12 protein-coding genes are annotated in these 13,423 nt (G+C 41.6%); 10 read left to right on the top strand and 2 right to left on the bottom strand.

The window, feature by feature from the left end; all coding sequences use genetic code 11:
- Nucleotides 1-4: 4 nt before the first annotated feature.
- Nucleotides 5-310 carry an IS630 transposase-related protein gene (locus ACSUPM_RS07015; RefSeq protein ID WP_350587993.1) on the bottom strand — a complete coding sequence of 102 codons (306 nt, stop codon included), beginning with the start codon at nt 308-310 and terminating at the stop codon, nt 5-7.
- Nucleotides 311-862: 552 nt separating this feature from the next.
- Between ACSUPM_RS07015 and ACSUPM_RS07010 the strand changes: the two genes are divergently transcribed.
- The 8 genes from ACSUPM_RS07010 (at nt 863) to ACSUPM_RS06975 (ending at nt 8,480) form a co-directional block, all read left to right on the top strand.
- Nucleotides 863-1,120: a molybdopterin-dependent oxidoreductase gene (locus ACSUPM_RS07010; RefSeq protein ID WP_025652007.1), complete on the top strand. Its 258-nt coding sequence runs from the start codon at nt 863-865 to the stop codon at nt 1,118-1,120.
- Nucleotides 1,121-1,621: 501 nt separating this feature from the next.
- Entirely contained in the window at nt 1,622-2,515 is an 894-nt protein-coding gene (otsB, locus tag ACSUPM_RS07005) for a trehalose-phosphatase (RefSeq protein ID WP_201578501.1), read from the top strand.
- On the top strand, nt 2,512-4,089 hold the full coding sequence (locus ACSUPM_RS07000) for a trehalose-6-phosphate synthase (RefSeq protein ID WP_350587994.1): 1,578 nt from the start codon (nt 2,512-2,514) through the stop codon (nt 4,087-4,089). The genes otsB and ACSUPM_RS07000 overlap by 4 nt, the downstream gene beginning before the upstream one ends.
- Nucleotides 4,090-4,107: 18 nt before the next feature.
- A complete protein-coding gene (locus ACSUPM_RS06995) occupies nt 4,108-5,190 on the top strand; it encodes an acyl-CoA dehydrogenase (RefSeq protein ID WP_350587995.1) in 1,083 nt (360 codons plus the stop codon).
- A complete protein-coding gene (locus ACSUPM_RS06990) occupies nt 5,178-6,038 on the top strand; it encodes a PIG-L deacetylase family protein (RefSeq protein WP_025652012.1) in 861 nt (286 codons plus the stop codon). The genes ACSUPM_RS06995 and ACSUPM_RS06990 overlap by 13 nt, the downstream gene beginning before the upstream one ends.
- Nucleotides 6,022-6,819 (top strand): class I SAM-dependent DNA methyltransferase, encoded by a 798-nt coding sequence (locus ACSUPM_RS06985; RefSeq protein WP_025652013.1) that lies wholly within the window; start codon nt 6,022-6,024, stop codon nt 6,817-6,819. The genes ACSUPM_RS06990 and ACSUPM_RS06985 overlap by 17 nt, the downstream gene beginning before the upstream one ends.
- 40 nt (nt 6,820-6,859) lie before the next feature.
- Nucleotides 6,860-7,534, top strand: a complete 675-nt coding sequence (locus ACSUPM_RS06980) for a glycosyltransferase (RefSeq protein WP_101211586.1) — start codon at nt 6,860-6,862, stop codon at nt 7,532-7,534.
- A 265-nt stretch (nt 7,535-7,799) separates the two neighbouring features.
- Nucleotides 7,800-8,480 carry a DUF421 domain-containing protein gene (locus tag ACSUPM_RS06975; protein WP_350587996.1) on the top strand — a complete coding sequence of 227 codons (681 nt, stop codon included), beginning with the start codon at nt 7,800-7,802 and terminating at the stop codon, nt 8,478-8,480.
- A 143-nt stretch (nt 8,481-8,623) separates the two neighbouring features.
- Here the strand turns inward: ACSUPM_RS06975 and ACSUPM_RS06970 are convergent, their stop codons facing one another.
- Complete coding sequence (locus ACSUPM_RS06970; protein ID WP_025652016.1) at nt 8,624-9,529, bottom strand: LysR family transcriptional regulator; 906 nt, start codon at nt 9,527-9,529, stop codon at nt 8,624-8,626.
- A gap of 293 nt (nt 9,530-9,822) precedes the next feature.
- On the opposite strand from ACSUPM_RS06970, the gene ACSUPM_RS06965 reads away from it, so the two are divergent.
- Both ACSUPM_RS06965 and dld read left to right on the top strand, forming a co-directional pair.
- Nucleotides 9,823-11,526 (top strand): L-lactate permease, encoded by a 1,704-nt coding sequence (locus tag ACSUPM_RS06965; RefSeq protein WP_436880304.1) that lies wholly within the window; start codon nt 9,823-9,825, stop codon nt 11,524-11,526.
- A gap of 65 nt (nt 11,527-11,591) precedes the next feature.
- Entirely contained in the window at nt 11,592-13,298 is a 1,707-nt protein-coding gene (gene dld, locus ACSUPM_RS06960) for a D-lactate dehydrogenase (RefSeq protein ID WP_436880322.1), read from the top strand.
- Nucleotides 13,299-13,423 lie beyond the last annotated feature (125 nt).

The following is a 13,423-nucleotide window of genomic DNA, read 5'->3' as shown; positions in this document are numbered from 1 at the left end:
GTGCTCAAGTGTCTTTTTTTTTGCTAATACCAATACGTTTTAAGGCTTTGCTGATGCCTGTTGGGCTACAATTAAAACGCTGTGCTCGCTCATAGTGATAATCGTCAGGGTGGTCTTTGACATCTTGAGCTAGGGCTCCATCCTCTATTTTGTAGGGCTTAATATATCGGGTGGTTTTACTATGAAGACGCTTTTTCCACTTCTGGATAGTCGTTGGACTGATATCATAGAAAACAGCAGCTTCGGCAAAGGTCATGCCCTCATCTAAGCTTTTTAAAACTTGTTTGCGAAAATCTAGGGAGTAAGTCATAGTTGTTTATAGTGGTAATCGTTTAGTTGATTTATTTTATAACATTTTTGTGGTCATCCGACTATAGTGTGTTAAAAAGCATGCTAAGAAAATAGATGAAGGATGAAAACTGTGCTCGAATAAGACCACGGTGTACTTTGTCAAACACAGTTCGCAAAGCATGTGCTCAAGTTATACAAACTATTAAGACTGCTAACTGAGCCAACAGACTATCTATAGTATTAATTATTCAGTCTTACCCAGACAATCTTAATCCATAAATAAGGATGTATTATGAGTAAGTCTGATCAAAATCCTAATACTGCTGTCAATAAGCATAATACCCCTTCGATTCGTGATCCACTTGAAGAAAAAATCACCCCCGGCAACAGAGTTTGATGATCTTGCAGTAAATGAGTTCGCCGGATATCAGTTGCGCATTGATGATGGATTGGTCGAACGACCAAGCGAATACTCCCTGGATGAGTTACGGGCGATGCTGCAGCAGGAGCAAATTACAACCCATTTCATTTCTGCATTCAAGGTTGGAGCGATGTCGCTAAGTGGACTGGCATGCCAATGCGCCATATACTCGACTTGGTTCGTCCGATGCCGAAGGCGCGCTACGCCGTCTTCTACTCTCTCACTGAGGGCGCTCATGGCGGCGTCTACTACGACTGCCACAAAATGGAGAATATGCAGCACGAACTGACTATTCTGGCCCTCGATATGAATGACGATCCACTCAGTGTTCTACATGGCGCGCCACTACGACTGCGGTGTGAAAACGAGCTTGGTTTCAAGATGGTTAAGTGGATTACTGCAATTTAATTTGTCCATGATTTTTCCCATCTCGGCTCAAGTCAAGGTGGTTACAATGAGGACCATGAATTTTATGGCTACAAGATGCCGATTCGATGACGGAAGCGCTCAATGAAGCAGTTATTCCAGCCTTGTATTAGTCAACTATATTTCAATAAATGTCTTTTATAAGTTGTCTAATCTATAGTTGATGAACAGAAGTCTTAGGTGGTTTAGTGTGAATTGTAATCGGTTTAAATATGGTAGTTTAAATGCTTTCTTAAAAAATAAAACATAAATAGCAATCATGTTTAGTGAGTTACAGAACTCACATCAAACAGCACACTCCAGTCACTAGATTTTTACTGTGGCTATGGCACACTTCTTATTAAATTCAATGGCTTAGTATTAGACTTTTTTAGGTCCATATTAAAAATATATTAGAAACCGCAACGGCTTTTGATACGCAAATTATTTCGAATGTATGGCATATTTGTCTGAAACATGACGCTACATTAAAAAGGAAGAAACGTGACTTCAGGACGAAGCCCCAGCATAAATAGGGAACCTATCTATATCTCGCCAGAAAAATTTGCTGACCATTTATTCCATCAGCAAGAGTACTGTTTGTTTCTAGATATAGATGGCACGTTAGCCGATTTCACACTTAATCCTAAAAACAGCTTCATCCCAAATGCAACCTTAATACTTTTACAAAAGATACAAAACCATGGCGTAAAAATTGCTGCCGTGACAGGACGCAGTTTGGCTGAAGCAAAGCAAATGCTGTTTCCTTTAACATTACCAATCGCAGCAACTCATGGATTAGAAATAGCGTTTGATGATGATAGTATTAGTAACGATGAAAATATCGTATCTATTGATACCATCGAGCTTGCGACAATAAGGCAGGCTATCATTCAATCTTGTAGACCCTACAATAATCTTATCATAGAAAAAAAGCCCTATTCCGTTGCGCTCCATTTCCGAAAAAATCATGCTTTGGCCGATGTGGCTTATACCATCATGACAGAAACCTTAAAAACTCATAATAATTGGTCATTGAAATCCGGTAAATATGTATGGGAAGTAGTGCCGAAAGGAGTGAGTAAAGGCACAGCCATTCTAACCTTATTAGAAAAAATACAGAGCCCTAAGCCTCTTTTTCCTATTTTTATTGGTGATGATATTACTGATGAAGCAGGATTTGTGGCTGTACAAGGTGACAGTAAATTGCTAGAAGACGACTCACAGTTAATAAAAGGGATGGGGATTAAGGTCGGTTGTGAGCCTACTCATGCCAATTACTACGTCCATGACACTCATGAGGTGACTGTTTTACTAGATAGCCTTTTAAGCCTTTGCCAACAACATAATGAGTTAGTAAAAGAAACCGTGAGAGTGAGAGGGAGACACGTGGTATGAGCCGCTTAATCGTCTTGTCTAATCGGGTCAAAATGCCTGATAACAACCCAATGGCAGGTGGACTTGCAATAGCACTGCAAGACGTATTAAACGGAAAATCAGTCGTTTGGATGGGCTGGAATGGTGAAATTGTCGAGCGCTATAATGATGATTATACTAATGAATTTAGTAGTATCAAACAAACTGCTTTATCAGGCGCTGATGCGCCGTGTGCCAATATATTCATCACTTATATGACCACTGCACTTACCACTGAGCAGTATCAGCAGTTTTACTGCGGCTTTGCCAACAATGTACTGTGGCCATTATTGCACGAGAGAACTGATTTAATTAGTCAAGCGCCAGAGGATTACGCAGGCTATCAAACGGTAAATCGCCTTTTTGCCAAACAATTAAAGAAGATTATTGAGCCTGATGATGTGATTTGGGTGCATGATTATCATTTTTTAAGTGTGGCATATCATTGTAGGCAGCTGGGTATTTGCAATCGTATCGGCTTTTTTTTCCACATCCCCTTTGTCTCATTACCTTTCTGGCAATCACTTGATAAAAGCAGTGAGCTCATTAGGCATCTTGCTCATTATGACGTGCTTGGTACACAAACTCAGCAAGGGAGAGCCAACTGCTTTGCTGTATGCAATTATTATTTAAAAGATTTGCTAATAAACGTCTTACATGCCCCGCAAGGTTTTAGTACCTCTACTCAGTCAAAAAATACGCAGGTTATGCTTAACTTAGGTCTAAATTATCCTCACTATTTGCGGATTGATGCCTATCCAATCGGCATAAATGTGACAAGAATACAGCAGCAAATTAGCCATTTATCCTTGCAATATGCTAAAGCCAATCAGAATATAAACACTATAAAATCTGCTGCCCAAAAAATTATTGCGGTGGACAGAATCGATTACTCAAAAGGGTTGTTAAAGCGTTTTTCGGCATACCGCGATTTTTTACAGCAAAATCCTTTATATCAGAATCAGCTGACGTTAGTACAAATTGCCTGTCCTAGTCGCCTAAATGTGCCTACTTATCAGCGTCTCTATGACGATGTGAAAACTGCTGTTAATGATATAAATCAACAGTTCTCACTCAGCAAGTGTAGAAATGATATTTCTGAAAATGAGAATACTATGGGTAGTTGGCAAGCGATCAACTATTGTGAGAGTGTCATAAGCCACGAGACGTTAATGACCATATTTTGGCAAAGTGATATCGGCTGGGTCAATTCGCTTAAAGATGGTATGAATCTGGTTGCCAAAGAATATATTGCCGCACAAAACCCTGACAATCCTGGCGTGTTATTGCTCTCACGTTATGCAGGAGCGGCCGAGCAAATGCAAGCCGCGATTATTATCGATCCACATAAGCCAAAAAGTATGACAGAGGGTTTAGGCATTGCTTTGACGATGCCGTTAGATGAGCGGCAGTCGCGCTATCAATCGCTGCTACAGGGACTACAACAAGATGACTTACAGGTTTGGCAGCAGAATTTTTTAAATGATTTGTATGATGTCAAAAAGCATCAAACGGATCGCTTGAACCCTATCTCAGTTCCAATATCTGACTCATAAGGATAATTAGGAGGCCTCATGTTACTGCTAAATGCAAAAAACTCTTTATTATCAGAGATTAAAGCCAGTATAGAAAATAACTTGCTGGCTGATAATCAAGCCATTAGTACACTTAGCTTAACTGATACTTTACGTCATAATATCTTAAAAACCTTAATCACCTATAGCGATAAAATCCCGCATCCGGCAAGTGGCGCTAGCCCTATAAATAGTGAAGTCTCAGGTACGTTGAGCCGTTGGCAGATTCTGGCCTATGTGGCAGGGATTGATTTAACGATTGCAAAATGGTTTGAGTCGCACTTGGATGCGCTAAGCATTTTACATGAAGTAGGCTACGATAAAGCGGATCTAGGGTGGTGGGCTGTTTGGGCAGCAGAAGGTAATCCTATAGGTTATGAGCAAGGAAAAGTCAGTGGTACCAAAGCGTGGTGTTCAGGGGCCAATATGGTAGATCATGGACTCATAACGTATCGTAATGCCAATGATCAAGCGCAATTGCTTGTCGTAGATATGAGGCAATCTGGTATTGAGATTGATAACGAGGAGTGGCAAGCGGTAGGGATGAAAGCCACTGATACAGCGACATTACAGTTCCATGAAGTATCGGCTATTCAAGTTGGGAGAGCCAATGAATACCTAGAACGGGTGGGTTTTTGGCATGGGGCGGCAGGCGTTGCGGCTTGCTGGTATGGAGCAACGTCTTACCTAGCAGACTATTTAATCAGTGCTTATCAGCAAAAGCCAAACGATTATAAAGCCATGTATTTGGGTCAAATTAGTACGGCATTGGCAGTTACTCAGAAATATTTTCATTATGTTGCTGATTTAATCGATAGTCAGCCACAGATCAGCCATGAACTTGCCATACGCCAGTTAAGGTCACAAGTTGAGCAAGTCGCTCGCCAAGTAGTGGAGGTTGTCGGACAGGCATTGGGCGCAGCGCCATTTTGTCGCAATGCTCATTTTGCAAGATTGTCAGCGGATCTGCCCGTGTTTATCCGCCAAAGCCATGGCGCTTTTGACTTACAGAAAATCGGTGAGTTAACTAGCGTTTTAGCCAATGAGTTAACAGACAGGCAGGATAATATATGGCAACTATAGTATCTATTAACACTACAAAGCTTATACCCAAAGATGATGCCGTCGCGAATGCTGCTATTTTTGAAGGTAACCATCCGATCGTGGGTGACCGTGTTATTGAAGGTGATGGCACCAGTCAAGAAGCTTGGCAAAATTGGGTAGGGCTGCAAGATTTGACTCAATTGGAGATTACAAAAAGCTTTACGCCCTATCAACGAGTCTGCATCTTCGCCCCGCATCCTGATGACGAAGTACTAGGCTGTGGGGGTCTGTTGCAACAACTGGCAGCAAATGGCAATCCTATTGTTCTTATTCACGTGACCAATGGCACACAAAGTCATCCGAACTCGCAAATTTATTCTCAAGAAAGCCTTGATACTATCCGACCACAAGAAAGTGTTAAAGCGCTGGAAGTATTGGGTGTGGCTAATCAGGTCACGACTATGGCTCTAAATTTAGCAGATGGCAATGTCTTTGCCCAACAAGATCAGTTTCACCAAGAATTATCCGCAATTATTCAACCTGAGGATATTTTAATAACCACTTTTATAAATGACGGACATCCTGATCATGAGGCAACTGGACAAGTGGTCGCTTCATTTGCCAAGCAGCAGCACCTAGCTTGTTATCAAGTATTAATTTGGGCGTGGCATTGGGCAAAACCTGGCGATAGCCGTATCCCTTGGCACTGTGCAATGAGAGTTAATTTAACCACTGAGCAATTACAGCGTAAACTCCAAGCCATCACCTGCTTTAAAAGTCAAATTACTGCAGATGACAGCACGGGAAGCCCACCAATCTTATCGGCGAAAGCGATTGCTAGAATCAGCCAACCTTGGGAAGTCTATTTATATGAGTCACACCCCTAAACCTAAGCCACCAATGGATATCAGTAACTTAGTCGATAGTTTAGAGTATTCTAAAACTGTCTCCGCTGACGGTACTGCTATTAGCAACCAATTAGCTGCTTATTCAGAATCGTATTTTGACGCGTTATATAATGACAATACCGATCCATGGCAGTATCAAACTCGTTGGTATGAAAAACGAAAACGTGATATGTGTCTAGCGATACTGCCGCAATCTCAATATAAGCATGGCATTGAATTAGGCTGTGGCAACGGCGTACTGAGTGAACTATTGGCTCAACGTTGTCATGCTTTGGTGAGTATTGATGGCAATCAGCAGGCGGTGCAACTTGCTAAAGAGCGCTTAGCAGAGTTACCTCATGTTAAGGTGATACAAGGGGTTATTCCCAATAGATTATTGACTTTAAAAGATGCCCTTTGGGATACTTATCTTTTATCGATTAGTACACCTGTTAATGAGCCGCCCTTTGATTTAATTGTCATTAGTGAGATTTTATATTATTTATCACCCAATGATATTGACACAGTAATCGCTTGGACTGAGCAAAACCTTGCTGTAGGCGGTACATTACTATGCTGTCATTGGCGGTATGCTATTGAGGGTTTCACGATGACAGGTGAGACCGTGCACCAGCGCTTGCACGATGTTTTTAATTTCACAAATAATGAGAAGCATCAGGTTACGTTCACTCATCAAAGCAAAATAATAGACAGCGATTTCTTATTAGATGTTTGGCAACGCTCCCCAAGCTCGGTAGCTATGCAAGAAAACTTGGTATGACAAAGTGTAGCATTCAGCAAAATAGGCAAAGGTAGGAGATATGAGAATCGGTATTGTAATTCCTGCTCATAACGAGGCGATGACTATCGCTAAATGCTTAGCATCAGTGCAATCTGCTATCGATCAATTACCTTCAACCATTAAGGCGTACCCGCTGGTGGTCCTCGATAGTTGTACTGATGATACGCAGAAATTGGTTAAGGCCACGGGCGTTGATTATCTATGCTGTAACTATCACTGTGTGGGACAAGTGAGAGACATTGGAATTCGTTATGCGATCGAAAATGGTGCGACATGGCTTGCCTGTACAGATGCTGATTCAGTTGTGCCTATGGATTGGTTGGTACAGCAAATTGAACATATTATCTATCAGCCGACTGATATGATTTGCGGCGTGGTAGACATTGATAGCTGGGCACATTTGACGCCGCAAACGCGCGAAGATTATATCGCTCATTATCAAGATAGGATGGGACATCGTCATATTCATGGGGCAAATTTAAGTTTTAACAGCGAGGCTTATTTAGCTGTTGACGGCTTTACGCATCTGCCATGCCATGAAGATGTGGATTTGGTTAAAAAGTTTGAAGACCAAGGCTATGCTATTACTTGGAGCAATCGCGTTCGTGTGCTGACCAGTAGCCGCTTGAAAGCTCGGGCGACAGAAGGTTTTGCAGTGTTTTTAGCTAATCTAGAAAACAATAATTTATATTAATATACTCACTATCAGATTTTACTTACTTATTACTGAATGTGGATATACTTCAAAAATATTAATTAGAAATCCTGTCAAACAAGCTTAATCGACAGCTTACAAACCTCAGACAGCTATATTCATACCAGTAAGTGCGTAAAGTTTAAGAAGGAGGGAGAGGCGTCTTACCTCAATACCTTCAAACTAAATCTTCTTCAACATCATAAAAACTAAAGCATCTTTAATCTAGATCAGGGTCTAGACATTATACACAGGGAGGTAATTAATGGATTGGGCTAGTATTTTTATCTATGACACGACTTGGTCGTTTGCCGCTGAAATCGTCATACGTGTGATAGTGATGTTTGCTATGATTATTTCGTTTCTACGATTCACGGGTAAACGAGGCATTCGCCAACTTTCTATTTTTGAGTTAACTATTATTCTATCACTGGGATCTATCGCTGGTGACCCCATGTTCACTAAAGATTTGCCGCTTATTCAAGCTGTGCTTATCATGGGTATTGTGCTGCTACTTTATAGATTGTGTACTTGGGTTACCGCAAAATATAAGGTTTTTGAGAATTTACTAGAAGGCAAAGCTACTTATATCGTTGAAAATGGCTTGTTTGTACTTGAAGATGTTAAGAAAGATAAAATGTCTCATGATGAGTTCTTTGCTGAAATGCGTCAATATGGCGTGCGTCATTTAGGACAAGTAGAGACAGGATTGCTCGAAACAGATGGTGAGTTTAGTGTACTATTGTTTCCACGCAATGAGACCCAGTATGGGCTACCTATTTTCCCCAAAGAGTTTCAGGCAGCGAAAACCATAGAGAATGGGCAGCCCTACGCTTGTATGCATTGTGGTTATGTGAAATATATATCAGATCTAAATGAAGAATGTAGCCGTTGTCAACACTCAGTAGGTTGGGCTAAGGCTCTTAGTACTAAGATCGTAAATTAAATTCGGCAGAGGCTATCCTGAATTCTGTGTAACTGCTTATTCTCCTGTTATTGGATTATAAGCAGTTACACAGTTTTTAGGAAAGGCTCTATTAGTTTTTTATTTCATTCATCTTTTTATAGACATCAAAACAGGCTTTTTACTTAGCAGTAGTAAGCCTGTTTCCGATGTAATGAGTCTCGCAAATGTGCAACGAGCAGTTTTAACTTTTGATCTGGTTGCCTGGCCTTAGGATATACTGCATACATGCCCAGTTCCTTTCGTGTAAACCGTTGCAAAATCTGAGTAAGTGTATGTTGTTGTATCTCCTCATGGACCAACGCTTGGGGCAAAAAAGCAATGCCTAAATCGCTGAGCGTGGCTTGTTTAATCGCACTAAGATGATTGCTATGAAACCTACCATGGACAGGCATTAATTGCTCTGTGCCGTCTATACATACTGGCCATATGTTGTTAGAGGTATTATCTAACTTATAGATTATGCACTCATGATTGTCTAATTCTTCAGGGGTTTGAGGCGTACCATATCGCTTTAAATAGTCTGGCGTCGCACATATCACCCATCGGCTATCTATAAGACGTCTTGCAATGAGCGATGAGTCTTCAAGCTCAGCGGTCCTTATTGCCAAATCAAAACCTTCTTCTATCAAGTCAACCAAGCGATTGGTAATTTGTAAATCCACCGATATTTCAGGATGTTGTTTACAGAATTCAGCAATAGATTCGCTCAATATCAAATTTGCAGAGACCACAGGCAGGGTTATTCGTATGGTGCCTTTCATATCCTCGCTGTAACCCGTTACTGCATCTTCAGCTTCCTGAAAGGCATGTTTAGCAATTTTAGCTTTGTCGTAAAGCGTCCTGCCGGCATCGGTTAAGCTCAACTTTCTAGTGGTTCTATAAATGAGTTGAGTATTTAAGTTCTCTTCTAATCTTGCAATGCGCTTGCTCACTACTGAATTGGTTAATGATAGCTTTTCAGCGACTTTAGAAAATGACCCTTCCTCAACAACTTGGACAAATAAAACCATATCGTCAGCTTTGACCATACTTGTGCTCCAATTGGCGTAATGCGGATTAGATTATAGCAAAAAAGGAAAATAACATTGTCCATTGATGCAATATATCAATTAATTAACAAGGCGTAGACTATTTTAGGGCTTTTTGAACATGGGCCATAGACTGTCGCAAGTCGTGCTCGGTTTTGTCTACAAGACGGCTTGGATAAATTAGCAGTCCCTGTTTGTGAATGTTTAATACAACTTAGTCATCATTGAGTCGTCAAAATAAAGGCTGCGATGACTTGGTTCAAGGAAGATCACACAATCAAAAGGATGTAATTTTGAATCAAACAATATATGGGCTGTTGGCATTACTGCCAATCGTTCTCTGTGGTATTTTTCTTATAGGCTTGCAATGGTCGGCCAAAAAAACAATGCCAATTATTTTAGCTGTTACCGCTGCGCTTGCCATTTTTATATGGGATATGACGCTTAACCGAGTGTCATCATCTATTATTCAGGGTTTGGTGATAACTGTCTCGGTGTTGTGGATTGTCTTTGGTGCTATTTTTTTGCTGAATACATTGAAAAATACTGGTGCAATCGCCGTTATCCGTGCTGGGTTTACCAATGTATCGCCAGATAGGCGTGTGCAAGCCATTATTATTGCATGGTGCTTTGGCTGCTTTCTTGAGGGTGCCTCAGGTTTTGGTACAGCTGCCGCTATTGCTGCGCCTTTGCTGGTGGCGATAGGATTTCCAGCGCTGGGTGCAGTGTTGATGGGCATGATGATACAAAGTACACCTGTATCATTTGGTGCGGTCGGTACGCCTATCGTTATTGGGGTAAATAATGGGTTAGATAAAGCGGCCATTAGCGCTCAACTGGCACAAGAAGGACTACAGTGGGGCGACTTTTTACAACTGATTACCAGTCAAGTCGCCATTATTCACGGTGTCATTGGTACGTTTATGCCACTTTTTATGGTGATGATGCTCACCCGCTTTTTTGGTAAGAATAAAAGCTGGAAAGAAGGCTTCGCTATTTGGCCGTTTGCGATTTTTGCAGGCTTGGCATTTACAATCCCTTATATGATAACCGGTGTTTTTTTAGGGCCAGAGTTTCCTTCACTGGTCGGAGGTTTAGTTAGTATAGCCATTGTTGTAAACGCTGCTAAAAGAGGGTTTTTAGTCCCAAAAACAACTTGGGATTTTGCGCCTCAGAAAAACTGGCCAAGCGAATGGATGGGTAAACTGGTGGTCAGTAAAGAAGATGTGACGCTTGATTTAACCAGTAAAAAGATGTCTGCGGTTATGGCGTGGTTCCCTTATTTACTCGTTGCAGTCTTACTGGTGTGCTCAAGAGTATTCGCTGGATTTGAATCCTTATTAACCAGTGCAACGTTAGATTTTACGACGGTTTTAGGAGAGGCAGATGTAAGCGCTAGTTTTAGTCCTCTGTACTTACCTGGAGGCTTGTTAGTAATAAGCGCCTTGGTTGCCGCTGCTCTGCAAACCAAAAAACCAGGTAGTGCACTAAATAATGCCTTTAAAGAATCAACTAAAACGGTCTTAGGAGCTGGTTTTGTACTGGTTTTTACGATTCCAATGGTCAGAATCTTTATCAATTCAGGGGTAAACTTATCAGATGTGGCGAGTATGCCAGTCGCCAGTGCCGAGTTGTTTGCGGGTACTTTTGGCAATGTTTTTCCATTGATTAGTGCAACCATTGGTGCTTTAGGTGCATTTATCGCAGGCTCTAATACCGTATCTAATATGATGTTCAGTCAATTCCAATATGAAGCCGCCATGAGCTTACATATTTCACCTTCTCTAATCATCGCGGCGCAAGCGGTTGGTGCCGCAGCCGGTAATATGGTTGCCATACATAACGTGGTGGCTGCATCAGCAACGGTGGGTTTACTTGGTATGGAGGGCGCCACACTTAGGCGTACTATTTTACCCACCATATACTATGTGTTGTTCTGTGGCATCATCGTCATGGCCGCCATTTACATTTTTGGTTTTCAAGGGCCCTTAGCATGATGAATGACACACAATCACAAGATAAGGAGCATCATATATCTTCGTCAAATCGCGATTCTCAAGGCATGCTTAGTGCTGATCAAGTACTAGACAAGCTAACACAATTACTGGGTGCTAGTAATGTACAGGCTGATCCAGAGAAAAATGAGCACTATAGAATGGGGTGGCGCTCTGGTGGTGGCAGTGCCTTAGCCGTTTTATTTCCGCAAACACTGCTGGAGATTTGGCGTAGCCTAGAAGTATGCGTTGAAGGCGACTGCATCATTATCATGCAAGCGGCTAAGACAGGTCTGACTGAAGGCTCAACACCGAGCGGTAATGACTACGATAGACCAGTTGTGGTGATTAATACGCTTGCAATGAACCAGTTGTATTTGGTGAATGACAACGAGCAAGTGATCAGCTTGCCTGGTGCGACATTGCATCAGCTACAAAGTCAGCTTAATGCTGTCAATAGAGCGCCTCATTCCGTCATCGGTTCCTCGACGTTAGGCGCGTCTATTATTGGCGGTATATCTAATAACTCTGGTGGGGCTTTGGTCAAAAGAGGGCCCGCCTATACCGAGCTTGCGTTGTTTGCCCAAATAAACGAACAAGGACAGCTGGTATTGGTTAATCATCTAGACGTCGAATTGGGCGACACTCCGGAAGAAATACTCACTAACTTACAAAATGGTAATTTTGATAAAAGAGAATTACCTGATAGTGGCAAGCTCGCATCTGACAAAGAGTACATCGCCAGAGTAAAAGACGTTGATGCAAGCACGCCCAGTCGCTTTAATGCGGACAAGCGCAGACTGTATGAAGCCAGTGGCTGCGCTGGCAAGCTTGCGGTGTTTGCAGTACGTCTTGACACTTATCCAATAGCGGCAAAAGAGAAAACCTTTTACATAGGCACTAACAGTGTGAGTGAGCTTGCACAGCTCAGAAGGCAGATACTATCAAACTTCGACAATATCCCTGAAGTGGGCGAGTATATGCATCGTGATATATTTGATGTCTCCGCTAAATACGGTAAAGACACGTTCCTAAGTATTAAGCATCTCGGCACAGATGCCTTACCTAGATTGTTTTCTATCAAAGGCGCTATTGACGCTAAATTTCATAAGTGGTCATGGATGCCAAAGCATTTTACTGACAAAGTCATGCAGTTCATCGCTACTCTATTTCCAAAGCATTTACCGAAGCGCATGATTGAGTATCGTGAACAATATGAGCATCACCTAATCTTAAAAATGAGTGATGAAGGGATAGCAGAGGCACAGGATTTTCTGAAGACCTTCTTTGCTGCTTCAGACACGGGTAACTATTTTGAATGTAGCCAGGAAGAGTCAGAAAGCGCGCTTTTAAATCGTTTTGCGGCAGCCGGTGCCGCATTACGCTATGAAATCATACATGAAAAAGAAGTTGGTGAGATATTGGCATTAGATATTGCCATACCGCGTAATGAATTAGAATGGCTTGAAACCCTACCTGAAGAAATTGAAAAACACTTAGAGATGAAGCTGTATTACGGACACTTCTTTTGCTATGTGTTTCATCAAGATTATATTTTGAAGAAGGGCAGTGATGCACACCTTGTTAAAAAGATGATGTTAGAGCTATTGAGCGCACGCGGAGCCAAATATCCTGCTGAGCATAATGTCGGGCATCTATACGAAGCAGAGCCTGATTTGCAGAATTTCTATAAAAGCCTAGACCCAACCAATAGCTTTAATCCCGGCATCGGTAAAATGTCGAAAACCAAACGTAACTGCTCGTGCTGTGTGTAATAGTGAGTGTGGGTTGAGCTTGCCGCTTCAAAAATAAGCCAATTGCATCCATCGTTTAGCACTAATCAATAAATAATTAGAGATTCAAAAATATTACATAGATATTTAACAGAATAAGGGCAAGC

Origin of the sequence: Psychrobacter okhotskensis (genome assembly GCF_965638355.1) — a bacterium.
In the GTDB taxonomy this organism is placed as follows: Bacteria; Pseudomonadota; Gammaproteobacteria; order Pseudomonadales; family Moraxellaceae; genus Psychrobacter; species Psychrobacter okhotskensis.
This window is presented reverse-complemented; position numbering and strand designations above follow the sequence as displayed.

What these genes read in the sequence shown, in the direction of transcription:
- ACSUPM_RS07015 (WP_350587993.1), bottom strand. Translation starts at nt 310, where the DNA reads ATGACTTACTCCCTAGATTTTCGCAAACAAGTTTTAAAAAGCTTAGAT.
- ACSUPM_RS07010 (WP_025652007.1), top strand. Translation starts at nt 863, where the DNA reads ATGCCAATGCGCCATATACTCGACTTGGTTCGTCCGATGCCGAAGGCG.
- ACSUPM_RS07000 (WP_350587994.1), top strand. Translation starts at nt 2,512, where the DNA reads ATGAGCCGCTTAATCGTCTTGTCTAATCGGGTCAAAATGCCTGATAAC.
- ACSUPM_RS06995 (WP_350587995.1), top strand. Translation starts at nt 4,108, where the DNA reads ATGTTACTGCTAAATGCAAAAAACTCTTTATTATCAGAGATTAAAGCC.
- ACSUPM_RS06990 (WP_025652012.1), top strand. Translation starts at nt 5,178, where the DNA reads ATGGCAACTATAGTATCTATTAACACTACAAAGCTTATACCCAAAGAT.
- ACSUPM_RS06985 (WP_025652013.1), top strand. Translation starts at nt 6,022, where the DNA reads ATGAGTCACACCCCTAAACCTAAGCCACCAATGGATATCAGTAACTTA.
- ACSUPM_RS06980 (WP_101211586.1), top strand. Translation starts at nt 6,860, where the DNA reads ATGAGAATCGGTATTGTAATTCCTGCTCATAACGAGGCGATGACTATC.
- ACSUPM_RS06975 (WP_350587996.1), top strand. Translation starts at nt 7,800, where the DNA reads ATGGATTGGGCTAGTATTTTTATCTATGACACGACTTGGTCGTTTGCC.
- ACSUPM_RS06970 (WP_025652016.1), bottom strand. Translation starts at nt 9,529, where the DNA reads ATGGTCAAAGCTGACGATATGGTTTTATTTGTCCAAGTTGTTGAGGAA.
- dld (WP_436880322.1), top strand. Translation starts at nt 11,592, where the DNA reads ATGCTTAGTGCTGATCAAGTACTAGACAAGCTAACACAATTACTGGGT.